The sequence below is a fragment of the Streptomyces sp. NPDC086835 genome (assembly GCF_044745705.1).
In the GTDB taxonomy this organism is placed as follows: domain Bacteria; phylum Actinomycetota; class Actinomycetes; order Streptomycetales; family Streptomycetaceae; genus Streptomyces.
This window is the reverse complement of the sequence record NZ_JBIVAU010000008.1, coordinates 146,166-170,654: the sequence shown is the minus strand read 5'-3', so window position 1 is coordinate 170,654 and position 24,489 is coordinate 146,166. Positions and strand designations below refer to the sequence as shown.

Below are 24,489 nucleotides of genomic sequence, written 5' to 3'. Positions count from 1 at the left end.
ACGCCGGTGCCGGCAGAAGATTGCCCATTGACCGGCGGCCCTTATGGGCGTTTTATGGATATAAAGGAGACATAAGGCTGCTGGTAGGAGGCGGCGTCCACCATGACCACCCACGCAGACATAGAGCAACACCCGGACCTGGCCGAGATGCGTTCCCGCTTCGAGCGGGCGACCAGCACTCCGCGCGCCCAGGCCGTGGAGACACTGGGCCTTGTCACCGGCATCTACCTGGCGGCATCCCCATGGATCGTCGGCTTCAGCGGACTGACCAACCTGACGGTGTCCAACCTGATCACCGGTATCGCCTTCGCCCTGTGCATCGGCGGTTTCAGCTCCGCGTACGAGCGCACCCACGCCATGGCGTGGGCGGCATGCGCCATCGGCGCATGGACGATCATCGCCCCCTGGGTCGTCGCCGGTGAGATGGATACGACCCGCAGCGTCGTCAGCAACATCATCGTCGGTGCGGTCGCCCTGCTCTGCGGCCTGGCCATGGCTGCTGCGGCAGGCGGGCGGGGCGGCGGCGGTCGCAGGCGCGGCCCCGGCTGACAGCCACTCCGGTCACGGCGAAGGGCCCCGGCGACAAGGAACCGGGGCCCTTCGCCCTGCCGCGGGCCGCGTGGACGGCGGGCTCAGGAGCCGTCGGCCGGGCTGGGCGCTGTGCCCCGCCGCCCGCAGCCGCGGTACCACCTCGTCCTATGCCGAAGATCCCAGCCACGCGCCCGCCACGCGTACGAATTGCGTCATGGCGGCCGACGTAGCCCGCGGGTACGACAATCGGCTTCCCCGTACGGCGCCCCCGCCCGTAAAGGGCTCAGCGGGCAAGGAACTCCAGGAGCGCCTGGTTGAACCGGTCCGCGTGCGTCACGTTCAGCCCGTGGGGCGCGCCCTCGATGAGGACCAGGGTGCTGTCGGCGAGGCTCTCATGCGTCCGCCTGCCGCTGACTTCGAACGGGACGACGGCATCCGAGTCGCCGTGGATGACCAGGGTCGGCACCGTCATCGCGGCGAGGTCGTCGCGGAAGTCGGTGCGCGCGAACGCCGCGATGCAGTCGAGCGTGCCTTTGGGGGACGCGAGAGTGGCGGTACCGACGTTGTAGGCGTGCTGCGCCGCACTGACCAGATCGGTGCGCTCGCCGACCCGGAAGAAGTCGGTGACGAACCCGTCCAGGAACGCCGGCCGGTCCTCGAGGACACCCACCTCGAAGCGGCTGATCGTGGCGTCGTCCAGACCTCCGTCGGGGTTGTCCGCGGACCGGTAGAGATACGGCGGCACGGCGGCCGCCAGCACTGCCTGCCTGACCCGCCCGGTCCCGTAGATGCTGAGGTAGCGGACGACCTCCCCGCCGCCCATGGAAAAGCCGACCAGTGTCACATCGGTGAGGTCGAGATGGACGAGCAGAGCGCCGAGGTCGTCCGCGAGGGTGTCGTATTCATAGCCGTCCCACGGCTGCGACGACTGCCCGAATCCGCGCCGGTCATAGGTGATGACGCGATATCCGGACTCGACCAGCGGTGCGATCTGCTTCTCCCAGGACCGGCCGCTCAGCGGCCAGCCGTGGACGAGCACGACCGGTCTCCCGTTTCCGAAGTCCTCGTAGTGGAGTTCGACGGTGGCGTCTTTCCCGGTGTTCAGTTCGATCCTCGGCATCGGAGCGACGTCCCTTCGCTGAACAGGCGGATTGCCTGACCGCCGTCCCCTGCACATGAGATCCGTCGCACGACGGCGAGGAGTGCGAACGTATTCCACGACATCATTCCGGCACGTCGAATCGGTGTCCGGCGAGCAGGTCCGAACGGGTGAAGATCAATGGGTGGAAATCTCTGCCGTCATCGTTCGGCAAGCTGGAATCCGAGCCGTTTCAGCCGTTCCCGGGCGCGACTTCTCCGAAAAAACGGGCCGGAATCCACGGGCGCCGGGGCGCGCGCTCTGTGACGCGGTTCGCAGGGGTGGCACCATGGCCGCACGCACTAGGCGCGGCCGTCACTCGTTTCCTGGGGGATCGATGAACACCAGGCTCCCGCTTCCGTTCCGGCTCCCGTTCCGTCTCGTCGCCGCGACGGCCCTGACCGTCCTGGCGCTCGTCGGCTGCACGGGCTCCGGCGGGTCGGCCAGCGCGTCGCAATCACCGTCGTCCCGCCCGGCGACGTCCTCGCCGGCGCAGTCCGCTCCCGTGTCCGACCCGCCGGCCACCACCGCGCCGGGCACGCCCTCCGCGACGGCGTCCGCGCCGGGGAGCAGCGCGCCGTTGCCGGGGTTCTCGGACCTCCAGCCGCTGTGGCCGTTCACGACACTCGCCCAAGCCCGCGAGTGGGAGCGTGAGTTCCGCTCCGGCGGCCACCAGCCCTGGCACCTCGACCCGGAGCAGACCGCCCTCTCCTTCACCCAGCACTACCTGGGCTTCGAGGACGTCGACCGGGTCACCTCACGGTCCGTCGACGGCAGGGAGGCCCGGATCGGCGTCGGCCTGAGTGGTGCGGAGAGCACGGGAACCGCGGCCGTCATCCATCTCGTGCGCTTCGGCACCGGCCCGGACGCCCCGTGGGAGGTGGTGGGCACCGACGACACGACGTTCTCGATGACCGCGCCCGCCTACGGCTCCGTCGCACGTACCCCGATGACGGTCGGTGGCCGGATCACCGGCGTGGACGAAAGTGTCCGCGTGGACGTGCGCCAGCCGTCGTCGCGGGATCTGCTGGGCACCTCGTGCTGCATGTCGGCGGGCGGCAACAACCAACCGTGGAGGTCGTCCGTCTCTTTCACCGGCGCCGTCGACCCGGTGCTGACGGTCGTCGCGTCCACGGGCGGCCACATCGCGGAGGTCGAACGCTTCACGGTCACGGCGGTCCGCACCGGCTGACCCGTGGGCGGCCGCCGCGACGGCCGCCCACGGTGTTCAGGAGAGCCAGTCGGCGTAGCGGGTGGGCGCGAGGTGGGCGTCCTTGTCGGTGAGGACGTCACCCTTGACGGTGCCGAACATGCCGGCGGCGGGGTCGGTGACGACGGTGCGGCCGTCGGAGCGGTGGGCCAGTGTGATCCGGCCCAGTTCGTCCAGGGGGAAGATCTCGGGGCCGGCGATGTTGTGCACGTCCCCCAGCGGTGTGCCCGCGGCGACTTCCGCCACCGCGCGGGCCACGTCCTTGGAGGCGATCGGCTGGATCGGCGTGGCGGGCAGCCGGACGGTGTCGCCGTCGGCGGTCCAGGACAGGACCGCGTCCATGAACTCCATGAACTGCGTGGCGCGGACGATCGAGTAGGGGATCGGTCCGGCCTTGAGGAGGTCCTCCTGGAGGACCTTGGCCCGGTAGTAGTCCAGTTCCGGCACCTGGTCCACGCCGACGATCGACAGGATCACGAAGTGGCGGACGCCGCCTTTCTCCGCCGCGGCCAGCAGGTTGTCCATCGAGGTCCGGAAGAAGGCGGGGGAGGCTTCGTCGAAGGTCGGGGAGTTGGTGAGGTTGACGACGACGTCGGCCCCCGCCACCGCCTCGTCCAGTCCCTGGCCGCTGATGACGTCGACTCCGGTGGACAGCGCGTGCGGTACCGCCTCATGGCCGGCGGCGTTCAGCTGGTCGACGACCTGTGACCCGATGAGCCCGGTACCGCCGATGACCGCGAACTTCATGACATGCCCTTCGTCGGGGGATATGTCCGCAATATGGCATACGACCCCATGAGGGCGCCGCACGCACCAAACTCGGACACGTTCTGTCCGGGACTATACTTGGACAAGTCTTGTCCGAGTCAACTGCGTCGTTAGAGTGACCGAGTGAAGATGTCCGGCGGAGTCGAGTGGGCCCTGCATTGCTGTGTCGTGCTCACATCGGTCGAGGAGCCCGTCCCCGCGACCCGGCTGGCGGAGCTGCACGACGTCTCGGCGAGCTATCTGGCCAAGCAGTTGCAAGCCCTGTCCCGTGCCGGGCTCGTGCGTTCGGTGCAGGGCAAGGCGGGCGGCTACGTACTCACCCGGGAACCCGCCTCGATCACCGTGCTCGATGTGGTCGAGGCGGTCGACGGTCCCGGCCAGGCCTTCACGTGCACAGAGATCCGCCAGAGGGGTCCGCTGGCCACCCCGGCCGAGTCGTGCACCGTGCCCTGCGCGATCGCCCGCGCGATGGCGGGGGCGGACGCGGCATGGCGAGCGGCGTTGCGCGCCGTCTCGATCGCCGATCTCGTCCAAGGCGTCGGCTCCGACTACGGCCCGGGCGCGCTGGCGGGGATCAGGGAGTGGCTGACCGCGTCGGACGCGTGACGGCCCGACACGGCACCTTCCCCGCAGCCCTGTGTTCGCGGATCACCCGCTGTCGCCCGGTGTGAGACGTGAGGTGATCCATGGCGCGAGGAAGTGACCGAGGAGGGTGGCGCCGGCGACGGCGCCGAAGGTGATGCCCCAGGCGACGGGCCCGAGTGGGGTGCAGCCGAAGAACTGGCTGATGCCGGGGACCTGGATGATGGCGACGAGGACGGCCGCGGAGCCCAGTCCGGCCACCAGTACGTTGCGGTCGGTGCCGCCGGTCGTGAGGGTCTGGGCGAGCTGGGTGCCGACGACGGCGGCGAGGGCGACGGTGGCCGCGCGCCGGCCGCGGCCCGTGAGGCGGGCCGCCGTCCACGCCAGGCCCGCGCCGAGGGCGGTGACGATGCCGCGGGCCAGCATCTCCTGAGTGAGGGCGGTGCCCAGTGAGCGGTGGGGGCCCTCGGCGAGGAGGCGCTCGCCGGTCTGGCCGGACGGCTCACGCACCGCGATGGCGAGGGACGGGGCGAGGTCGGTGAGCAGGTTCACGAGCATGATCTGACGCGCGTTCAGCGGTGTGGCGCCGGTGATCGCGGAGGTGAGGACGCTGAAGGTGACCTCGCCGAGGTTCCCGCCGATGAGGATGGCGAGCGCCGCGCGGACGGAGGTCCACATGGCCCGGCCTTCCATGAGGGCGGAGACGATGGTCTCCAGCCGGTCGTCCGTCACGACGAGGTCCGCGGCCGCGGTCGCGGCCGGGGTGCCGCGGCGCCCGAGTGCGATGCCGACATCGGCGAGGCGGATGGCGGGAGCGTCGTTGGCCCCGTCGCCGGTCATCGCCACGACTCTGCCGATGCGCTGGTAGGCCTGGACGATCCTGACCTTGTGACCGGGGCTGCAGCGGGCGATGACGTCGACGGAGGGCAGCAGCTCGTCCAGGGCGGCATCGTCCAGTTCGTCGATCTCCGGGCCGGTGCAGACCTTGGGCTGCGCGACGTCGTCACTGATGGTGGAGGCGATGGCGTCGGCGGTGGCCGGGTGGTCGCCGGTGAGCATGACGGTGTGCACGCCCGCCTCGCGCAGCCGTGCCGTCGCCGGTGCCGCGCTCTCGCGTACCGGATCGGCGAGTGTGACGAAGCCGAGGAAGACCAGCCCTTGTACGGCTTCGTCCGTGAGATCCTCACCGGTCTCCATACGGCGTTCGGCCACGGCCAGGACCCTCCGGCCCGCCGCCGCGAGTTCCTCGGCCGTTCCGGCGAGGGCCGTCCTGGCCGCGTCGTCGAGAGCCACGGCACCGTGCGGCTGCCGACGCCGGGTGCATCGGCTGACGACGTTCTCCGGCGCCCCCTTCACGCTGAGCAGGACACCGCCGGCGGTGTGGCCGGCGGTGGCGTGGTACGCCCTGGCCGGCTCGAAGGGCAGGGCGTCCGTGCGCCGCCAACGGGGCGCGCCGGTACGGGTGGTGACGTTCGCACGGCGAGCGCCGTCCACGATGGCCCGGTCGGTTCGGTGAGCCATCGGTTCGGCCTGACGGGCGGGCGGCGTGGCACGCAGCGCCGCGGCGAGAACGTCCTTGTGGAGGGTGTCGAGCCGGTCGGGTGCGGCGGCGTCCTCGCCATGACTGACGCCGGAGAGTTCCAGGGTTCCCTCGGTCAGGGTCCCGGTCTTGTCGAAGCAGAGGACGTCGGCGCGACCCAGTGCCTCGATCGTGCGGGGGTTGCGCACGAGGGCGCCCCTGTCGGCCAGGCGGCGTGCGGCGGCGAGCTGAGCGGCGTTGACGAGGAAGGGCAGGCCCTCGGGTACGGAGGCGACGGCCAGGTTGACGGCGGAGGCGAGATTGTCGGTCAGGGGGCGGCCGTGGAGGAGGCCGGAGAGGGCGACAGCTGCGGCGGATCCCAGGGCGATGGGCATGCTGGCGCGGGTGAGCGAGGAGAGCCGGGCCTCCACGCCCGTTTCCGGTGCGGCCTGGCGGGCGGTGGCGAGACTGCGTCCGGCTTCCGTCGCCGAGCCGGTCGCGACGACGACGGCGACGGCTCGTCCGGCGGAGACGGTGGTGCCCTCGTAGAGCATCGAGCGGCGTCCGGTGATGTGTGCGGCGACCACCGGCGCGGGATCCTTGCTCACGGCCAGGGATTCCCCGGTGAGGGAGGATTCGTCGACCTCGAGGCCTTCCGCCTCCAGCAGCCGGCAGTCCGCGGGCACCACCAAATCGGGCCCCAGGCAGACGATGTCGCCGGGGACCAGATCCCCCGACGCGACCAGACGCTCCCGCCCCTCGCGTCGCACACGCGCCCCGATGGCCGAGCGGGCGAAGAGCTCGGCGAGCGCGTGATCCGTCCGCACTCGCTGGACGCCGCCGACCAGTGCGGAGACACCGGTGATGGCGGCGACCAGAGCGGCGTCGGTCCGGGACCCCACGGCAGCGGCGAGAGCGGCGCCGGCGGCGAGGATCGGGGTGAGCGGATTGGAGAGCTCCTCGACGAACGCGTACGGCAGGGTCAGCTTCCTCGGTCCCCCCGCGTGCGCCTCGGGGCTGCGAGCGGCCGCTTCCTGCGCGGAGAGGCCCTCTGGGCGGGTTCCCAGCCGCTCCAGGGCGCGGTCGGCGGGCATGAGGTGCCAGGGGACGTGGGTCACCGGCGGCGTGAGGGGGCGGCCCAGCAACTGCCGGGCGCGCCAGGTACCGAGGCAGAATGCCGCGGCCCCGGCCATGTTGCTCACGGCCAGTACCCGCGCGGTCGCCCGCCAGGCCGGACCCTGCAGGGCGGCGACAGCGCCGACCCCGCTCGCTCCCGCGGCCAGGTAGTGGCTGTCGCGGTCCACGACGGCGGCCACCCCTACCGCGTCGACGATCAGGCCGGCCGCCTCGAGGTCTGCTCCGACCAGGATGTGGGCGCCCCATGGGGTGTGCTCGTCCTCGCGTTGCACGCCGATCGCGCAGTCGGCGGCGGCCAGCGCGCGGCGATCGCCGGAGATCAGCAGAACGACCGCGCCATCGGCCTGGAGGTCACGGACCGACGCCGCCAGGCGGTCGCCCGCGGGCACCACGGCATCGGCGAACGTCAAGGCGGGGCTCTCCTGGTCGGACGCGACGACGACCCGAGCGCCGGCCCGTCGCGCTGCCGCGGCGACGGCCTCGGCTCCGGGCGCCGACTCGGTGCCCAGCCCCGCCACCGCCTGAAGCCGTCGGCCCTGAGCCAGCCCGAGGGTCTTCTCACTGCCCCGCCTCCGCAGCCGCTTCGCCGCCTTGCGACCGGTCCGCCCTTCCAGGTCCAGCTCGTCCAGCGGCCCCAGCACCCAGTCGTCTGCGCGGCCGACGGCCAGAGGCGCGTCGGAGTCGAAGATCGCGAACAGCCGCTCGGAGACCTGCTCGGGATCAGCGTCCTCCAGCAGCTCCATGTCCACCGGCTCGTACCGGTCCCCCCGAAGGGCGTTCTCCTCCAGGACGATGGTGTCCACCTGCCCCAGGCGTCGCAGAGCGGTGCGGTCCATCGTCACGACGCCGCGCAGGGCCAGATACCGGCCCAGAGCCGTGGCGAAGCCCTCACGTCCCGCGTCCGGCGCCTTCGGCACCGAGGCCAGACCGACCGCGATCGCCTTACGGATGCCGGCGAACGGCAGGGCGGCCGCACCGGCGGCGATCCCCGCCGCCATCGACCGCTCCGCGTACCGGTCGGCGCCGTCCTGCGGCGGCGGGCCCGCCCGGCCGGTCGTGACCGCGTCCGCCGAGGCTTCTTCCGGTCCACGGACGAGCACGGCCTCGCGCTCGCGCCACGCCGTGCGTTCGGCGTCCGCCTCCCGCCACACCGCCAGACGCTGCAGCACGTCCAGGGCAAGCCCCCCACCGCCTGTGGCCACGCCCTGCACCAGCGCGCCGATCACCGGAAGCAGCGAATCGGCCTGCTCACGCGGGCCGATGTCCTCGACCAGGTGCCGAAGTCGCGGATGGTGACGAACGGCGTCGATGCCGCCGGAGATCTCCGGCGGCAGGCGGAACCAGGGAGCGAGCCGCCGGAACGTCACCAGGGCCAGTCCCAGCGTGTCCGCCACCAGAGCCGGCACCGCCGGGGAAGGCGGACCTTCCGCCGGGTGATGCGGCTCCGGCTGCCACTCGTCGAACGCCTCCGCGTCCGCGGCATGGTCGCCTTCGGCCTGCTCGACCAGCGCGACGAGCTCACTCTCGTGGGGAGCGGGCGAACCGACCGCGATGATCACCCGCTCCATGGGCGCGTTCACCCGGGCCCACAACACCCCCGGATGTCCCTCCACGGCACGCACCACACGGCGGGCGACGGCCTCGCCGCCCGCGCCGTGGACACCGCAGACCGCGATGTAACAGCGCTCGGACGACCACCACACCTCACGGCCGGGGCCGGTCAGAAGACTTTCCGCCATCCCCCAGGCAGCCCGGGCGCCGGACACCGCACAAGAGGCGACGCCGGAGACGATCGAACGCAGGAACGGCGGCGTTCCGAGGGCCGAGGCATGCTCCGGCGGCATGAGGCGTGCCTCCTCGCATCAGAGCGGTCGGTGCGGATGAAACCTTCAGACGCAGTCTCATCGAAACTCATGAAAGGGGCGATACGGGATAGACCTATTGATAAGGGTTCCAGAAGTCCTGATCGAACAGTCGAGGCGATACCAGTGACCTCCACACCCCGAACGCACTTCCCGTCCGGCACCGGAACACCCGCCCCGGGCGAGCGCCTCACCGGGCCCCCTTCCGAGGCCACACCACCGTCGTCGGCGGCGAAGCAGCGCACGGTCTCCCTGACCATGCCCTCACCCGGCCAGGTGGCAAGCGGCGCGCTGAACGCCGCCATGCTCCCCGTCGCCGTCGCCCGGCAGGTCCTGCCCGCCAAGAAGGGCCTCCCGCTCTACCTCGGCCTGGGCGTCCTCGGAGCCGCGGACGTACTGGAATGGCCCGTCGCCCTCGGTATAGGGGTCGGTTACGCCGTTCTGCGCCGGGGCGACGGCGTTCTCGCCGCCCCGCCTGCCGCCACCACCGCAGACGCACGACCCACCGTTGAATCCGCCGGGAACAAGGAGGAGAAGTCCACCATGACGACCGCACGCGAGATCATGACCCCGGACGTCACCTGCATCGGCGCCAAGGAAACCGCCCTGGACGCGGCGAAGAAGATGACCGAACTCGGCGTCGGAGCCCTGCCCATCTGCGGCACCGACGAAAGGCTCAAGGGCATGCTCACCGACCGCGACATCGTCGTGAAGGTTCTGGGCGCCGGTAACGACCCCGCCCAGGTGAAGGCCGGCGACCTCGCCCAGGGAGAAGTGGTGACCATCGGCGCCGACGACGAAGCCGAAGAGATCCTGCGGACCATGAGCCGGCACAAGGTACGCCGGCTTCCGGTCATCGACGGCCACACGCTGGTCGGCATCGTCGCCCAGGCCGACGTCGCACGCGCCCTGCCCGACCCCAAGGTCGGCGACCTGCTCGAAGCCATCTCGAGCTGACCCGCATGACGACGCACCCCCCTTCTGCCGGTCAGAAGGGGGGTGCGGGGGATTCGTCCGTCAGATGTCGCGGAAGATCTCGATCTGCGCGCCCACGGAGTTGAGCCGCTCGGCCAGGTCCTCGTAGCCGCGGTTGATCACGTAGACGTTGCGCAGCACCGACGTGCCCTCGGCGGCCATCATCGCCAGCAGGACGACCACCGCCGGGCGCAGCGCGGGCGGGCACATCATCTCGGCGGCGCGCCAGCGGGTCGGGCCCTCCACCAGGACGCGGTGCGGGTCGAGGAGTTGGAGGCGGCCGCCGAGGCGGTTGAGGTCCGTCAGGTAGATGGCCCGGTTGTCGTAGACCCAGTCGTGGATCAGGGTCTGGCCCTGGGCGACGGCCGCGATCGCCGCGAAGAACGGCACGTTGTCGATGTTCAGGCCGGGGAACGGCATGGGGTGGATCTTGTCGATGGGCGCCTCGAGCTTGGAGGGCCGCACGGTCAGGTCCACCAGCCGGGTGCGCCCGTTGTCCGCGGCGTACTCGGGGGTGCGGTCGTGGTCGAGGCCCATCTCCTCGAGCACCGAGAGCTCGATCTCGAGGAACTCGATCGGCACCCGGCGGATCGTCAGCTCGGACTCGGTGACCACGGCGGCGGCCAGCAGGCTCATCGCCTCGACCGGGTCCTCCGAGGGGGAGTAGTCGACGTCGACGTCGATGTTCGGGACGCCGTGCACGGTCAGTGTCGTCGATCCGACCCCCTCGACCTTGACGCCGAGCGCCTCCAGGAAGAAGCACAGGTCCTGGACCATGTAGTTGGAGGAGGCGTTGCGGATGACGGTGACGCCGTCGTACCTGGCGGCCGCGAGCAGCGCGTTCTCGGTCACGGTGTCGCCGCGCTCGGTCAGCACGATGGGGCGGCCGGGGGAGACGGAACGGTCCACCACCGCGTGGTAGATGCCCTCGGTCGCCGTGATGTCCAGGCCGAAGCGGCGCAGGGCGATCATGTGCGGCTCGATGGTCCGCGTCCCGAGGTCGCAGCCGCCGGCGTACGGCAGACGGAAGTTGTCCATCCGGTGCAGCAGGGGACCGAGGAACATGATGATGGACCGGGTCCGGCGGGCGGCCTCCACGTCCATCGCGTCCATGTCGAAGCCGGCCGGTGGGACGATCTCCAGGTCGTGTCCGTCGTTGATCCAACGGGTCCGTACGCCGATGGAGCCCAGGACCTCCAGCAGCCGGTAGACCTCTTCGATCCGGGCGACGCGGCGCAGCACCGTGCGGCCGTTGTTGAGCAGCGAACCGCAGAGCAGTGCCACACAGGCGTTCTTGCTCGTCTTCACGTCGATGGAGCCGGAGAGCCGGCGCCCGCCGACCACGCGCAGATGCATCGGGCCGGCGTAACCGAGAGAGACGATTTCGCTGTCGAGCGCTTCACCGATGCGCGCGATCATCTCAAGGCTGATGTTCTGGTTGCCGCGCTCGATGCGGTTCACCGCGCTCTGGCTGGTGCCGAGAGCTTCGGCGAGCTGCGTCTGTGTCCAGCCACGATGTTGCCGGGCGTCACGGATGAGCTTGCCGATGCGTACGAGGTAGTCGTCTGACATGACGGTGAGGCTATCTCACATATGAGATGACGTCGCGTCGGGGCCGGCTGTTCGGGTGACGCTCTGTCAAGCGCAGAGTTCGTCTCCAGGGTGAGCCGCTCGCCTGCCTTCGGCAACCGGAAGGTGGTTGCCACGAGTGAGCGGAAATGCCGTAAATGCTCAAGGAATCAGGACAAATGGAAGGTAGGGCAGGCCCTACCTCCGTTGTCCGCCTGGGCGGATGGCCGCGGCACGGCCCCGGCTTCTACGGTGATCCGCATGCGTCTCCCCACCGTGCGGCAGGCCCTCGCGCACCCCCGCTATCTGCTCTCCGCATGGCCCTGGCGGGCGGCCGGATATCTGCTCAGCAGTGCGCCCGTCGGCCTCGCCGTGCTCATGGTGCTGCTCGTGGGCGTCGTCGTCGGCGGGGTGCTCGCGGTGGTGCTCGTCGGGTTGCCGCTGCTCGTCGTGCTGGCGCTCTCCGGGTTGCCGGTGGCGGCTCTCGAGCGGCGCAGGCTCCGGCTCGTCGACAGCAGGCCGGCCCGCAGCCCGCACCGGGCGCCGGACGGGCCGGGGCCGGCGGTGTGGGCGCGGACCCGTTTCCGGGAGCCGGCGACCTGGCGGGAGCTGGGCTTCGCGCTGGTCCTCGCGACCGTGCTGTGGCCGCTGGACCTGCTGGTGGCCGCGGTCGTGCTCGGCGTGCCACTGGGACTGCTGGGCACACCGCTGGTGATGGCCACGGTGGGCGGGGGCGAGGAGGTGCGGGTGCTCAAGCTGTGGCTGGCGACCTCGTGGCCGCAGGCGTTCGCCGCCGCATCCGTGGGGCTGCTCCTGCTCGCGGTGAGCGGCTACGTCCTCGGCGCCGTCGCCGCCGGGCGCGCCGAGCTGACCCGGGTCCTCCTCGTGCCCGCGGATCCCGAGCGGCAGGAGCGGGTCGCCGAACTGGTCCGCTCCAGGGTCCGGTTGGTGGACGCCTTCGAGGCGGAGCGGCGCCGGATCGAACGCGACCTCCACGACGGCGCCCAGCAGCGCCTGGTGGCTCTCTCCATGACCCTTGGCCTCGCGCGTCTCGACGCGCCGCCCGGTCCGCTCGCCGACCAGCTCGCCAAGGCGCACGACGAGGCGGGCAAGGCGCTGGCCGAACTGCGCGACCTGATCCACGGCATCCACCCCAAGGTCCTCGCCGACCACGGCCTCGGGGCCGCCGTCGCCGACGCCGCCGACCGGTCCGCCGTCCCGGTGGACGTCACCCTCGACCTGCCGGGCCGGCTGCCGGAGGCGGTCGAGGCCGCCGCGTACTTCGTGGTCTGTGAGGCCCTCGCGAACGTCGGCAGACACAGCGGTGCGACCCGCGCCGAGGTGACCGGCCGCCACGACGGCGGCTTGCTGGCTCTCGAAGTGCGCGACGACGGCAGGGGAGGAGCAGACGCCGGGCGGGGCAGCGGACTGACCGGACTCGCGGACCGGGTGTCCGTGCTCGATGGCACAATCTCCCTGTCCAGCCCGCCCGGTGGACCGACCCTGCTGCGTGTGGAGATCCCTTGCGAGTGGAGGACCGAGCACTGCGCGTAGTGCTGGCCGAGGACAGTGTGCTGCTGCGGGAAGGGCTCATCGCGCTGCTGGCCCGCTTCGGACACGAGGTCGTCGCCGCGGTCGGCGACGCCGACGCGCTGCTGACCGCGGTCGCGGAACACACACCGGACGTCGTCGTCACCGACGTCCGGATGCCGCCCGGCTTCCAGGACGAGGGGATGAAGGCGGCCGTGCGGCTGCGGACCGAGCGGCCGTCCCTGCCCGTGCTCGTGCTCAGCCAGTACGTCCAGCGCACCTACGCCTCCGAGCTGCTCGACTCGGGGGACGGCTCCGGTGTCGGCTATCTCCTGAAGGACCGGGTGGGCCAGGTCGAGGAGTTCCACGCCGCCCTCCAGGAGGTCGCCTCCGGCGGCACGGTCGTCGACCCGGAGGTGGTGCGTCAGCTGATCCGCCGCCGCCGCGACCCGCTGGAGCGTCTGACACCGCGCGAACGGGAGGTGCTGGGACTGGTCGCCGAAGGGAGGTCCAACAACGCGATCGCCCGCCAACTGGTCGTCTCCGAGGCGGCGGTGGGCAAGCACATCGGCTCCATCCTGGCCAAACTCGACCTGCCGCCGGCGGACGCGACGCACCGCCGGGTGCTCGCTGTCCTGACCTACCTGCGCGCGTGACACCGGCTCGCCCGGAACCCGCGTCATGGGATCAGGCGCGCGGGCACCGTGAGCGCGTGCATCAGGTACTCCAGCGGCCCGCGCCGGAAGAAGCGGGTCCACACGAGGGCGAAGAGCATGGCTGCCGCGGCGAAGCAGAGGAAGACCGGCAGTGCGGCGGAGTCCGGCAGGTCACGGGTGCCCAGCGCTTTGATGGCGGCAATGTGGCCCACGTACACGGTCAGAGCCATCGATCCGACCGCGCTGACGGGCGTGGTGACCCACCGCAGACGCGCCGAACGGCTGGTGCCGATGAGACACGTGGCCACCACCGCCAAGGCCACGCCGGTGTTGGCCAGGACGGACGGAGTCGTCTGGCTGTGCGGTGAGGCCACCAGGAGCCATGCCGGAATGCCCGAGACGGGGTACGCGCCCACGGCGTCGGACCACCAGGCCGATGCCGCGGTCCCGGTGGCCGAGGCTTCTCGCACCCCCTCCAGTGCCCCCGGAACAAGGTGCAGAGCCAGCCATGACCCGCCGTACCCGCTGACGGCCAGCACACAGCCGAGCAGTCCCACCCTGCCCACGACGCCCGGCCGCCGAAGGTCCAGTTTGGCCACCGCCATTCCCGTGATGATGAAAGGCAGCCAGGTCAGGACCGGATAGGCACCTGTGACGAACAGCTCGACGAGCCCGCCCGAACCGGTGGCGCGGGCCAGCGGGTCGTGGGCGATGAACGTGTCCGACCAGCTTCCGTTGTCGACCTCCGCCCGCAGCACATAGAGAACCTGGGGCATGACGAGCGCCGATGTCACGGCGACGGAACCCAAAGTGGCAGCCCTGAGCCGGTACAGCGGAAGGGCGAGGACGAACAGGACGCCGTAGTAGGAAAGGATCACAAAGACATGGGTGTCGAGGGCGGTGAGGACGTAGCCCAGGGCGATCAGGAAGAAGGAGCGAATCAGGGCCTTGCCCACGGCTTGTCGCCCCGGCCGCCCGGTTCTCGGCTGTGGCCGGCCGGTGAGGATGACCAGAGTGAAGCCGGCCAGCACCGCGAAGAGGGTCGCCGAACGCCCGCGGGCCGCCTCCATCGCCCAGCCCACGGCGCCGCCCACCGACGGATCAGGACCGACGTGCGCGGTGTACATGCCCAAGATCGCCAGCCCCCGGGCCAGATCCAGGCCGACCAGCCGTCCTGTCGACGACGTGAAGGGCGGCCCGGCCGGCGCAGGTGTCTCGGGTGCGATGTCCGGCGATGCGTCGCGCCTCATATGTTCCACAGTCAAGGGAACTGCCGGGTTCCACCATCCGGAGGGCAGCGGCCAAGGGGTGTCCCGGCATGACCCCGCAGCGGTCATGTACTAGAGTTATCTCGACATCGAGATATCTGCCGAAGGCGTACCGCAAGCCGCCAGTCGGTAAGGGTTACCTAACTAAGCCTTACCTTAGCGGATCGGCGAGGAGCCGTGGCGGCAGCATTGAGGTAGTACGCGCATATTGATGAAGGAGACTGTCGTGTCGGCGAACAGCTTCGACGCCCGCAGCACGCTGCAGGTGGGCGACGAGTCGTACGAGATCTTCAGGCTGGACAAGGTCGAGGGCGCCGCGCGCCTTCCCTACAGCCTCAAGGTCCTGCTGGAGAACCTGCTCCGCACCGAGGACGGCGCGAACATCACCGCCGACCACATCCGGGCGCTCGGCAACTGGGACTCCCAGGCCCAGCCCAGCCAGGAGATCCAGTTCACGCCGGCCCGCGTGATCATGCAGGACTTCACCGGTGTTCCCTGTGTCGTCGACCTCGCCACCATGCGTGAGGCCGTCAAGGAGCTCGGCGGCGACCCGGCCAAGATCAACCCGCTGGCCCCGGCCGAGCTGGTCATCGACCACTCGGTCATCGCCGACAAGTTCGGCACGGCGGACGCCTTCGGCCAGAACGTGGAGCTGGAGTACGGCCGCAACAAGGAGCGTTACCAGTTCCTGCGCTGGGGCCAGACCGCCTTCGACGAGTTCAAGGTCGTCCCGCCCGGCACCGGCATCGTCCACCAGGTGAACATCGAGCACCTGGCCCGTACCGTCATGGTCCGGAACGGCCAGGCGTACCCCGACACCCTCGTCGGCACCGACTCGCACACCACCATGGTCAACGGCCTCGGTGTGCTCGGCTGGGGCGTCGGCGGCATCGAGGCCGAGGCCGCGATGCTCGGCCAGCCGGTCTCGATGCTCATCCCGCGCGTCGTCGGCTTCAAGCTGACCGGTGAGCTGCCCGCCGGCACCACCGCCACCGACCTGGTCCTCACGATCACCGAGATGCTCCGCAAGCACGGTGTCGTCGGCAAGTTCGTCGAGTTCTACGGCGAGGGTGTGGCCGCCACGTCGCTGGCCAACCGCGCCACCATCGGCAACATGTCGCCGGAGTTCGGCTCCACCGCCGCGATCTTCCCGATCGACGACGAGACCCTGAAGTACCTGCGCCTGACCGGCCGCGACGAGCAGCAGGTCGCGCTCGTCGAGGCGTACGCCAAGGAGCAGGGCCTCTGGCTCGACCCGGCCGCCGAGCCCGACTTCTCCGAGAAGCTGGAGCTCGACCTCTCCACGGTCGTCCCCTCCATCGCCGGCCCGAAGCGCCCGCAGGACCGTATCGTCCTGGCCAACGCCGCCCAGCAGTTCGCCCAGGACGTCCGCAACTATGTCGAAGACGACATGGAGGCGAGCAAGGAGTCCTTCCCGGCCTCCGACGCCCCGGCGAACACGCCGAACGGCGGACCGTCGAAGCCGGTCACCGTCACCGCTCCCGACGGTTCGACCTACGAGATCGACCACGGCGCCGTCACCGTCGCCGCGATCACCTCCTGCACCAACACCTCGAACCCGTACGTCATGGTCGCCGCCGCGCTGGTGGCCAAGAAGGCGGTCGAGAAGGGCCTGACCCGCAAGCCGTGGGTCAAGACCACCCTCGCCCCGGGCTCCAAGGTCGTCACCGACTACTTCGACAAGGCGGGCCTGACCCCGTACCTCGACAAGGTCGGCTTCAACCTGGTCGGTTACGGCTGCACCACCTGCATCGGCAACTCCGGCCCGCTGCCGGACGAGGTCTCCAAGGCCGTCAACGACCACGACCTGGCCGTCACCTCGGTGCTCTCCGGCAACCGCAACTTCGAGGGCCGGATCAACCCGGACGTCAAGATGAACTACCTGGCGTCCCCGCCGCTGGTCGTCGCGTACGCCCTCGCCGGCTCCATGAAGGTGGACATCACCAAGGACGCCCTGGGCATCGACCAGGACGGCCGGCCGGTCTACCTGAAGGACATCTGGCCGACCGAGGCCGAGGTCAACGACGTCGTCGCCAACGCGATCGGCGAGGACATGTTCAACAAGTCCTACGCCGACGTCTTCGCGGGTGACGCCCAGTGGCAGGCCCTGTCGATCCCGACCGGCAACACCTTCGAGTGGGACCCGCAGTCCACCTACGTGCGCAAGCCCCCGTACTTCGAGGGCATGACGATGGAGACGACTCCGGTCGCCGACATCTCCGGCGCCCGTGTGCTGGCGAAGCTGGGCGACTCGGTCACCACCGACCACATCTCCCCGGCCGGTGCGATCAAGGCCGACACCCCGGCCGGCAAGTACCTCACGGAGCACGGCGTCGAGCGCCGTGACTTCAACAGCTACGGCTCGCGCCGCGGCAACCACGAGGTCATGATCCGCGGCACCTTCGCCAACATCCGTCTGCGCAACCAGATCGCGCCGGGCACCGAGGGCGGCTACACCCGCGACTTCACCCAGGACGGCGGTCCGGTGTCGTTCATCTACGACGCCTCGCAGAACTACCAGGCCGCCGGCACCCCGCTGGTGATCCTGGCGGGCAAGGAGTACGGCTCCGGTTCGTCCCGCGACTGGGCCGCCAAGGGCACCGCGCTGCTCGGCGTCAAGGCCGTCATCGCCGAGTCGTACGAGCGCATCCACCGCTCGAACCTCATCGGCATGGGCGTCCTGCCGCTGCAGTTCCCGGAGGGCGGCTCCGCCGACTCCCTCGGGCTGACCGGTGAGGAGACCTTCTCCATCTCCGGCGTCACCGCGCTGAACGACGGCACCACGCCGCGCACGGTCAAGGTGACCACCGACTCGGGCGTGGAGTTCGACGCGGTCGTCCGCATCGACACCCCGGGTGAGGCGGACTACTACCGCAACGGCGGCATCATGCAGTACGTGCTGCGGAACCTGATCCGCGGCTAGTCGCCCGGTCCAAGGGCCCGCCCTCCGCACCGGCGGAGGGCGGGCCCTTGGCGTTGCGCGAAGCGTTTACAGCCAACGCCCGCCGCGCTAGCTTCACTTGGTGAAGCTGTGGGAGCGCTCCCATGGCTCGGTCCGCCCCCTCACCCACCCCCATGGAAGGGACGTCCGGATGATCCGCCGATTACTGGCGCAGAGCCGCCCCCGGGCATTGCTGCTCACCCTGCTCGCACTGCTCACCGCCATCCCCGCCCTCGGGCTCGTCGTCACCGCCGGCGGCGACGCCGAGGCACACGGCACACCCATGAAACCGGCCAGCCGCACCTTCCTGTGCTGGCAGGACGGGCTGACCGACACCGGGGAGATCAAGCCGATCAACCCAGCCTGCCGCGCGGCGGCCCAACAGAGCGGCACCACGCCCTTCTACAACTGGTTCTCCGTGCTGCGCTCCGACGGCGCAGGCCGCACCCGCGGCTTCGTGCCGGACGGGCAACTGTGCAGTGGCGGCAACACCAACTTCACGGGCTTCGACGCCGCCCGTGACGACTGGCCGCTCACCCACCTGACCTCGGGCGCCACCATCGACTTCTCGTACAACGCCTGGGCCGCCCACCCGGGTTGGTTCAAGGTGTACATCACCAACGACGGCTTCGACCCGAAGTCGGCGCTCACCTGGAACGACGTCGAGGACCAGCCGTTCCTGACCGTCGACCACCCGCCGCTCAACGGCAGCCCGGGCACCGTGGAGGCGAACTACTCCTGGCGCGGCGCCCTGCCCGCGAACAAGTCGGGCCGGCACATCATCTACATGGTGTGGCAGCGCTCCGACAGCCAGGAGACCTTCTACTCCTGCTCGGACGTCGTCTTCGACGGCGGCAACGGCGAAGTGACCGGGGTCAAGGACCCGGGTGACGGCAGCGGCCCGGGCCCCGACCCGACCGACCCGCCGGACCCGACCGACCCGCCGCAGGCCGGTGACTGCTCCGCGACCCGCAGGACCACCGGCAGTTGGGGCGGCGGCTACCAGTCGGAGGTGACCGTCAAGAACACGGGCACCGTGCCGATGCTGGGCTGGATGGTCGACTGGAACCTGCCCGCCGGGCACCGGATCGACAGTCTGTGGAACGGCGCCATGACCGCGCAGGGCCAAGCCGTCATGGTCCACAACGCCGGGCACAACGGGAGTCTCGATCCCGGGGAGTCCACGACGTTCGGTTACGTGGCCTCGGGGCCGGGGGCCGATCCCGCCACCGCTCTGGCCTGCAGACTGGGGTGATACGCGACGGAGCCGCACTCCTGAGGGGAGTGCGGCTCCGTACTGACCGCCGCCCGTGCGGACGGCTGCCGGATCAGAACATCAGACGGTAGGTGTTCCAGCCGCTGCTGCCGATCTTGACCCGGGCCTGGAACGGGGACGAGGCCGAGCCGGTGCCCTTGTACAGCCACAGGGAACCGTCGGTGTGACGGGCGATCAGGTCCGTCTTGTCGTCCAGGTCGATGTCACCGACCGAGGTGAGGTTGTTGAAGATGTTCCACCCCGTACCGATCTTGGTGCGGGCGGAGAAGGGAGCCGTGCGGCTGCCGGTGCCCTTGTACAGCCACAGGGTGCCGCTGCCGTCGCGGGCGACGATGTCGGCCCGACCGTCGCCGGTCAGGTCGCCCTTGCCGGTGATCTGGTTGTAGATCTGCCAGCCGGTGCCGACCTTGGTGCGGCCGGTGACCTGGCCGTTGCCGTAGCCGAGGTAGATCCACAGCGCACCCGCGGAGTCACGGGTGATCAGGTCGTCGGCGGTGGCGCCGCCGAGGTCGCCGGGCGAGACCATCTTGTTGTAGATCTGCCAGCCGGTGCCGACGGAGACCGGCGTGCCGTCCCACGCGAGGTGGGAGAAGCCGCCGGCGCCGTCGATGGCCCAGATGCCGTCGGACAGGCCGTCGGCGTCGTGGTCGACCTGGGTCGCGTGCTTGACGGGACCCCAGTTCTCGCCGCTCCAGATACGGCTGTCCAGGCCGCCGTTGCCGTTCGGCGGGTAGCCGTACAGGGTGCCGGAGCTGTTGACGCCGTAGAGGGCGTTGATCGGCGTCGGGGCTGCCTGCGTCCCGAAGGTGTTGCCGGCCTTGCCGGCTCCGCTCACGGAGGTCGCGGACGGGGCGGGGTCGGCGGCGGACGCGGAGCCGGCGCCTATTCCGGTGATGAGCAGCGCGGCAGCGGTCGCCGCGGCAGCGAGGCGGGCACGGGTCCGGCCGCGCTTGAGGCCAGAGAGTTCGGCCACGTATGTCTCCATAAGGGTGTGTCGAAGAAGTGGCCCGCCGCGCGAGCGGGGCAGGCCATGCTTTGGTCCTGATCTTTCCACATAACCTTCACGGGTCGATTTGGTTTTCATGTACCGGAATTGCTACAGCCGGATAGCGGGCCGCCGCTGCCGGTCGGCGGCCCGCGCCGCCTCGTCGACGCGAACGGGCCGCACCCCTGGGGAGTGCGGCCCGTCGCGGTGGCGCGGGGTCAGTTCAGCAGCTCCACTTCCGCGAGCGTCACCTCGCCCGTGGCGACCAGCCGGTAGTGCCGGTACGAACCCGGCTCCGCCACACCGAAGACGCGGGTCTGTCTGTCCCAGGTGAAGGACTCGCCCGACCGCTTGTCGAGATCCGTCCACGACTGCCCGTCGGCCGAACCCTGCAGCACCCAGCCCGTCGGCGCCTTGTCCTTCGCCGCGGAGGTGAGCGTGTACTGCACCGCGCGGGTCCCGGACGTCACCGGGAGGTCCACCGAGGTGAACGCGGACGTGGTCGCGGACGTGTTGTCGAACAGCGGGCCGCCCGCCGGGATCACGTCGTGCCGGGGCGTGGGTGTCTTGTCGTCCTGGGTGATGGAGACGGGCGCCGCGTCCTTCCCGGTGCCCCACGCGGACGGCTTCGGGCCCATCGCGAACTCGATCTCGCCGCCCTCGGCGATCGCCTCGTGCGGCAGGGCCGTGGAGTTCCACTTCTTGCCGTTGACCTTCAGGCCCTGCACGTAGATGTTCTTCGCGCTGTTCTTCGGGGCCTTCACGACCAGTTCGCGGCCGCTGTCCAGGTGCACGGTCGCCTTGGTGAACAGCGGCGAACCGATGGCGTACTCGCCGGAGCCCATCACCAGCGGGTAGAAGCCGAGCGCGGAGAAGAGGTACCAGGCCGACTGCTCGCCGTTGTCCTCGTCGCCGTGGTAACCCTGCCCGATCTCGCTGCCGGTGTAGAGGCGGGAGAGGACCTCACGGACCTTCTCCTGGGTCTTCCACGGCTGGGAGGCCGCGTTGTACATGTACGTGGCGTGGTGGGCGACCTGGTTGGAGTGGCCGTACATGCCCATCCGCACATCGCGCGCCTCGGTCATCTCGTGGATGACGGAGCCGTACGACCCGACGAACTCGGGCGAGGCCGTCTCCGGCGTGGCGAAGTAGCTGTCGAGCTTCTCACCGAGGCCCGAGCGGCCGCCGTACAGGTTCGCCAGGCCGCGCGAGTCCTGCGGGGCGGTGAAGGCGTAGCCCCAGCCGTTGGTCTCGGTGTAGTCGTAACCCCACACCCGCGGGTCGTACTTGGAGCTCTCCACCCGCCAGTCGCCCTTCAGGTTCCGGCCCTGGAAGAAGCCGGCCTTGGAGTCGAAGAGGGTGACGTAGTTGCGGGCCCGGTTCCGGAAGTACTCCGACTCCTCCTTGTAGCGGGCGTTCTTCGTCTTCTTGTAAAGGGCCTCGCCCATCTCGGCGATGCCGTAGTCGTTGAGGTAGCCCTCCAGCGACCAGGACAGGCCCTCGTGGGTGGAGGTGGAGGCGTAGCCGAGGAACGGCGAGGTCTCCATGCCCTTGCGGCCCACGCCGGAGGCCGGCGGGACGACGGTCGCGTTCTTCAGCGCCGCCTCGTAGGCGGCCTCGGCGTCGAAGTCGACACCCTTGACGTACGCGTCGGCGAACGCCACGTCGGAGCTGGTGCCGGTCATCAGGTCCGCGTAACCCGGGGAGGACCAGCGGGAGATCCAGCCGCCGTCCTTGTACTGCTGGACGAAGCCGTCGACCAGTTCACCGGCCTTCTTCGGGGTGAGGAAGGAGTAGGCCGGCCAGGTCGTGCGGTAGGTGTCCCAGAAACCGTTGTTGACGTAGACCTTCCCGTCGACGATCTTCGCGCCGGTGCGGGTCGGGGTGTCGGGGCCGGTCATCGGCGAGAACGGGCTCGCGTACCGGTACTCCGGGCGCTTCTTGGTACCGGTGTTCTCGAAGCCCGAGTTCGGGTAGAGGTAGAGCCGGTACAGGCTGGAGTAGAGGGTGACCAGCTGGTCGTGGGTGGCGCCCTCGACCTCCACCTTGCCGAGGATGTCGTCCCAGGCGTCCTGCGCCCGGTCCTTCACCCGCTCGAAGCGGGTACCGGCCGGGATCTCGTCGGCGAGGTTCTTCTTCGCCTGGTCCACGCTGATCAGCGAGGTCGCCATCCGCAGATTGACGGTGCGGTCGTCGCCGGCGTCGAAGCGGAGCCGCCCGGTGACGCCCTCGGAGGCCGAGTCGGTCACCGGCGCGTCGAAGACGCCGTACACGAACAGCCGTGTGGCGCCCGTGGACAGGCCGCTCTTGACGTCCGAGAAGCCGGTGAAGGAGCGGGTCGCGGCGTCGAGTGTGAGGCCGCCCTCCTTGGTGACGTTGTCGAATATGACGCTCGCGTCGTCACCGGGGTAGGTGAAGCGCATCATCGCCGCGTGGTCGGTGGGCGTCATCTCGGCCTTGAGGCCGTTCTCGAAGGTGACACCGTAGTAGTGCGGCCTGGCGGTCTCCTTCTCGTGCCGGAAGGGCAGGGCCCTGGCCGTGCGCGAGGTGTCCGGGGTGCCCTCGGCCGCCGACGGCATCACCTGGAACGTCTGCCGGTCGCCCATCCAGGGGCTCGGCTCGTGGCTGGTGCTGAAGGCCTGGACGGTGGGCAGGTTGTCCGCGTTGTTGCCGCGGGCGTACTCGTACAGCCAGCTCTTGGACTCCGAGTTGGTGACCGGCGTCCAGAAGTTGAAGCCGTGCGGGACGGCGGTGGCGGGGAAGGTGTTGCCCCGGGAGAACGAACCGCTGGAGTTGGTGCCGCGGGTGGTGGAGGCGTAGTCCGAGAGATGCTCGAGCCGCTCCTGCCGAGCCTTGGGCGCGAGCGTGACGTCGTCGATCCAGCCCTGGAACTTCGCCGGGCCCTTGGGTGAGTCGTAGGCCACCAGGATCCGGTCGACGGTCTTGCCGGCCGCGACGGTGCCGATGCCCGAGGCGACGGCGTTCCACTGGTTGACGTACAGGCGCTTCGCGGCGCCCTGGCCCGCGGGTGTGAGGAGCCCGCCGTGCGAGTCGGTGGCGCCGAGATCGCTCAGGTAGGTGCCGTCGGTGAAGGCGAGATCCACCGACACGTTGGTGGCGGGGTAGTTCAGGTCCGTCTCCGCCATGGCGGGAAAGACCTTGTAGGACAGCTCGGTGTCGCGCCGCACGGCGACATCGACGTCGAAGACCTTGTTGTACGAGTAGGCCCTGCCGTCCGGCTTGTGGGTGCCGGCGTACTTCAGGGCGCGCTTGCCGGTGAAGCCCGCGCCGGCCTTCGCGGTGGGGGAGCCGCTGGGGCCGCGGTCGACCTGGCTGCGCATGTCGTCGGGGACGGGGGCGCTGGTGTCGCCGTTGGAGAACTGCACGTCCGCCAGCTGGGTGATGTCGGGCGCGCCGTTGTTCTTGGTGATCTCCAGGCGGTAGTGGGCGTAGGCCGTCACCTCGGAGGGGGCGCCGATGTCGAAGGTCCTGGTCTGGAAGCGCTCGGCGAAGGTCTCGTCGGAGCGGCTGTCCAGGACCGTCCAGTTCTCCCCGTCGGCGGACCCCTTCAGCGTCCAGTCCCTGGGGTCGCGCGCGGCGAAGTCGTTGGCGGACGTCAGGGCGTAGGTGGAGACCTTGACCGGCTCGTCGGTGTCGAACTCGATCCAGGCGGTCGGCTCGAACCCCAGCCACTTGCTGCTCGGCAGCAGGTCGACCAGGTTCTCCTTGGTCTCGCCGCCGCCGGTGTTCTCGTCGCTGGCCCGCAGCTCGATCACCTTGTCGGTGACATTGCCCGGTATTCCGCTGGAGAAGCCGCCGTCGACACCCGATGACCGCTTCTTTCCGTCGGTGCCGACTTCAACGGTATTACGCCAGTCCGGCTGGGCTTCGTCCGATTCGAAGGACGAGCTGAATTCCCGGCCCGGCGAGGTGGATTGTCCGGGCTCAGCGGGAAGGGCGGTGGCGGCGGAAGGCGCCGTCAACACCAGCATGGAAGCGGTCACCACGAGGGTGACCGGATTGATCTTTCTGGGCCGGGGTCTGTTTCTGGGCTGCATCCCGGGTCTTCCTCCAGAGGGAAGTCGCGTTGGACAACGTTGTCAGGCGCGAGGCGCAGGCTCCAGTAGGGAGGCAAGTGTCCTACGGTGTCAAGGGTGTTGGCGGGACGTGCCGGTCGGAATCGGACGATCCGTTAAGAGTGCTGCGGTCGTAAGGGTGTTTTCGGGTCCCATGTGTCCGCGAGGTCTCAACTCGGGAAAGATGGGCGCCCAACCTTGCATTTGATCTTGCTCACTCGGCGGGAAGTGGACTATACCTGTCGGCGTCCGCATAGCTGTTTCGTATGGCAGCGGACCAGGGGGGGACGGGGACGGCGGACACGTGCGGAGCACGCGACCGCCGACCGCAGCTACTCCGTTCCCGCTGTCAGCCGCACGATCCGAGCTTCACTGAGTTTCCCTTCGGGAAAACACAGCAACTGACCGCGGTGGCGGGGCCCTTCGCCTGAGGCGAGAAGGACGG

General features: G+C 70.0%; 15 protein-coding genes. 8 read left to right on the top strand and 7 right to left on the bottom strand.

Annotation, left to right across the window (positions count from 1 at the left end):
* Positions 1 to 102 precede the first annotated feature (102 nt).
* On the top strand, positions 103 to 549 hold the full coding sequence (locus ACIPJI_RS24995) for an SPW repeat protein (RefSeq protein WP_356622164.1): 447 nt from the start codon (positions 103 to 105) through the stop codon (positions 547 to 549).
* Positions 550 to 814: 265 nt separating this feature from the next.
* Here the strand turns inward: ACIPJI_RS24995 and ACIPJI_RS24990 are convergent, their stop codons facing one another.
* Positions 815 to 1,651, bottom strand: coding sequence for an alpha/beta fold hydrolase (locus tag ACIPJI_RS24990; protein WP_402248928.1), 837 nt, complete (start codon positions 1,649 to 1,651; stop codon positions 815 to 817).
* Between the two features lie 355 nt (positions 1,652 to 2,006).
* Here ACIPJI_RS24990 and ACIPJI_RS24985 point away from each other — a divergent pair, with 355 nt between their 5' ends.
* Positions 2,007 to 2,861 (top strand): hypothetical protein, encoded by an 855-nt coding sequence (locus ACIPJI_RS24985; protein ID WP_402248926.1) that lies wholly within the window; start codon positions 2,007 to 2,009, stop codon positions 2,859 to 2,861.
* 36 nt (positions 2,862 to 2,897) lie between these two features.
* On the opposite strand, the gene ACIPJI_RS24980 is transcribed toward ACIPJI_RS24985, so the two are convergent.
* The gene (locus ACIPJI_RS24980) at positions 2,898 to 3,626 is read right to left on the bottom strand and encodes an SDR family oxidoreductase (protein ID WP_402248923.1); all 729 of its coding nucleotides are present in this window, start codon (positions 3,624 to 3,626) and stop codon (positions 2,898 to 2,900) included.
* Between the two features lie 150 nt (positions 3,627 to 3,776).
* Here ACIPJI_RS24980 and ACIPJI_RS24975 point away from each other — a divergent pair, with 150 nt between their 5' ends.
* Complete coding sequence (locus ACIPJI_RS24975; RefSeq protein WP_159694932.1) at positions 3,777 to 4,253, top strand: Rrf2 family transcriptional regulator; 477 nt, start codon at positions 3,777 to 3,779, stop codon at positions 4,251 to 4,253.
* 42 nt (positions 4,254 to 4,295) lie between these two features.
* On the opposite strand, the gene ACIPJI_RS24970 is transcribed toward ACIPJI_RS24975, so the two are convergent.
* Positions 4,296 to 8,729, bottom strand: coding sequence for an HAD-IC family P-type ATPase (locus ACIPJI_RS24970; protein ID WP_402248921.1), 4,434 nt, complete (start codon positions 8,727 to 8,729; stop codon positions 4,296 to 4,298).
* A gap of 561 nt (positions 8,730 to 9,290) precedes the next feature.
* Between ACIPJI_RS24970 and ACIPJI_RS24965 the strand changes: the two genes are divergently transcribed.
* Complete coding sequence (locus tag ACIPJI_RS24965) at positions 9,291 to 9,704, top strand: CBS domain-containing protein (RefSeq protein ID WP_307710521.1); 414 nt, start codon at positions 9,291 to 9,293, stop codon at positions 9,702 to 9,704.
* Positions 9,705 to 9,764: 60 nt separating this feature from the next.
* On the opposite strand, the gene ACIPJI_RS24960 is transcribed toward ACIPJI_RS24965, so the two are convergent.
* Entirely contained in the window at positions 9,765 to 11,294 is a 1,530-nt protein-coding gene (locus ACIPJI_RS24960) for a UDP-N-acetylglucosamine 1-carboxyvinyltransferase (protein WP_356622159.1), read from the bottom strand.
* A gap of 258 nt (positions 11,295 to 11,552) precedes the next feature.
* Between ACIPJI_RS24960 and ACIPJI_RS24955 the strand changes: the two genes are divergently transcribed.
* Together ACIPJI_RS24955 and ACIPJI_RS24950 are read left to right on the top strand one after the other, a co-directional pair.
* On the top strand, positions 11,553 to 12,845 hold the full coding sequence (locus tag ACIPJI_RS24955) for a sensor domain-containing protein (RefSeq protein WP_356622158.1): 1,293 nt from the start codon (positions 11,553 to 11,555) through the stop codon (positions 12,843 to 12,845).
* On the top strand, positions 12,845 to 13,477 hold the full coding sequence (locus ACIPJI_RS24950; protein WP_307710523.1) for a response regulator transcription factor: 633 nt from the start codon (positions 12,845 to 12,847) through the stop codon (positions 13,475 to 13,477). Before ACIPJI_RS24955 ends, ACIPJI_RS24950 begins: the two co-directional genes overlap by 1 nt.
* 23 nt (positions 13,478 to 13,500) lie before the next feature.
* Here the strand turns inward: ACIPJI_RS24950 and ACIPJI_RS24945 are convergent, their stop codons facing one another.
* Positions 13,501 to 14,727 carry a DUF418 domain-containing protein gene (locus ACIPJI_RS24945; protein WP_402248920.1) on the bottom strand — a complete coding sequence of 409 codons (1,227 nt, stop codon included), beginning with the start codon at positions 14,725 to 14,727 and terminating at the stop codon, positions 13,501 to 13,503.
* A gap of 244 nt (positions 14,728 to 14,971) precedes the next feature.
* Here ACIPJI_RS24945 and acnA point away from each other — a divergent pair, with 244 nt between their 5' ends.
* Both acnA and ACIPJI_RS24935 read left to right on the top strand, forming a co-directional pair.
* Positions 14,972 to 17,689 (top strand): aconitate hydratase AcnA, encoded by a 2,718-nt coding sequence (gene acnA / locus ACIPJI_RS24940; protein ID WP_402248918.1) that lies wholly within the window; start codon positions 14,972 to 14,974, stop codon positions 17,687 to 17,689.
* 169 nt (positions 17,690 to 17,858) lie between these two features.
* Positions 17,859 to 18,962 (top strand): lytic polysaccharide monooxygenase, encoded by a 1,104-nt coding sequence (locus ACIPJI_RS24935; RefSeq protein ID WP_402249163.1) that lies wholly within the window; start codon positions 17,859 to 17,861, stop codon positions 18,960 to 18,962.
* Between the two features lie 73 nt (positions 18,963 to 19,035).
* Here ACIPJI_RS24935 and ACIPJI_RS24930 read toward each other — a convergent pair whose 3' ends face one another.
* Positions 19,036 to 19,956 carry a VCBS repeat-containing protein gene (locus ACIPJI_RS24930; protein WP_356622156.1) on the bottom strand — a complete coding sequence of 307 codons (921 nt, stop codon included), beginning with the start codon at positions 19,954 to 19,956 and terminating at the stop codon, positions 19,036 to 19,038.
* A gap of 230 nt (positions 19,957 to 20,186) precedes the next feature.
* Positions 20,187 to 23,960, bottom strand: coding sequence for a GH92 family glycosyl hydrolase (locus ACIPJI_RS24925; RefSeq protein WP_402249161.1), 3,774 nt, complete (start codon positions 23,958 to 23,960; stop codon positions 20,187 to 20,189).
* Positions 23,961 to 24,489: the final 529 nt, after the last annotated feature.

What these genes read in the sequence shown, in the direction of transcription:
- ACIPJI_RS24965 (WP_307710521.1), top strand. Translation starts at nt 9,291, where the DNA reads ATGACGACCGCACGCGAGATCATGACCCCGGACGTCACCTGCATCGGC.
- ACIPJI_RS24945 (WP_402248920.1), bottom strand. Translation starts at nt 14,727, where the DNA reads ATGAGGCGCGACGCATCGCCGGACATCGCACCCGAGACACCTGCGCCG.
- ACIPJI_RS24970 (WP_402248921.1), bottom strand. Translation starts at nt 8,729, where the DNA reads ATGCCGCCGGAGCATGCCTCGGCCCTCGGAACGCCGCCGTTCCTGCGT.
- ACIPJI_RS24935 (WP_402249163.1), top strand. Translation starts at nt 17,859, where the DNA reads ATGATCCGCCGATTACTGGCGCAGAGCCGCCCCCGGGCATTGCTGCTC.
- ACIPJI_RS24975 (WP_159694932.1), top strand. Translation starts at nt 3,777, where the DNA reads ATGTCCGGCGGAGTCGAGTGGGCCCTGCATTGCTGTGTCGTGCTCACA.
- ACIPJI_RS24985 (WP_402248926.1), top strand. Translation starts at nt 2,007, where the DNA reads ATGAACACCAGGCTCCCGCTTCCGTTCCGGCTCCCGTTCCGTCTCGTC.
- ACIPJI_RS24960 (WP_356622159.1), bottom strand. Translation starts at nt 11,294, where the DNA reads ATGTCAGACGACTACCTCGTACGCATCGGCAAGCTCATCCGTGACGCC.
- ACIPJI_RS24955 (WP_356622158.1), top strand. Translation starts at nt 11,553, where the DNA reads ATGCGTCTCCCCACCGTGCGGCAGGCCCTCGCGCACCCCCGCTATCTG.
- ACIPJI_RS24925 (WP_402249161.1), bottom strand. Translation starts at nt 23,960, where the DNA reads ATGCTGGTGTTGACGGCGCCTTCCGCCGCCACCGCCCTTCCCGCTGAG.
- ACIPJI_RS24980 (WP_402248923.1), bottom strand. Translation starts at nt 3,626, where the DNA reads ATGAAGTTCGCGGTCATCGGCGGTACCGGGCTCATCGGGTCACAGGTC.
- ACIPJI_RS24990 (WP_402248928.1), bottom strand. Translation starts at nt 1,651, where the DNA reads ATGCCGAGGATCGAACTGAACACCGGGAAAGACGCCACCGTCGAACTC.
- ACIPJI_RS24995 (WP_356622164.1), top strand. Translation starts at nt 103, where the DNA reads ATGACCACCCACGCAGACATAGAGCAACACCCGGACCTGGCCGAGATG.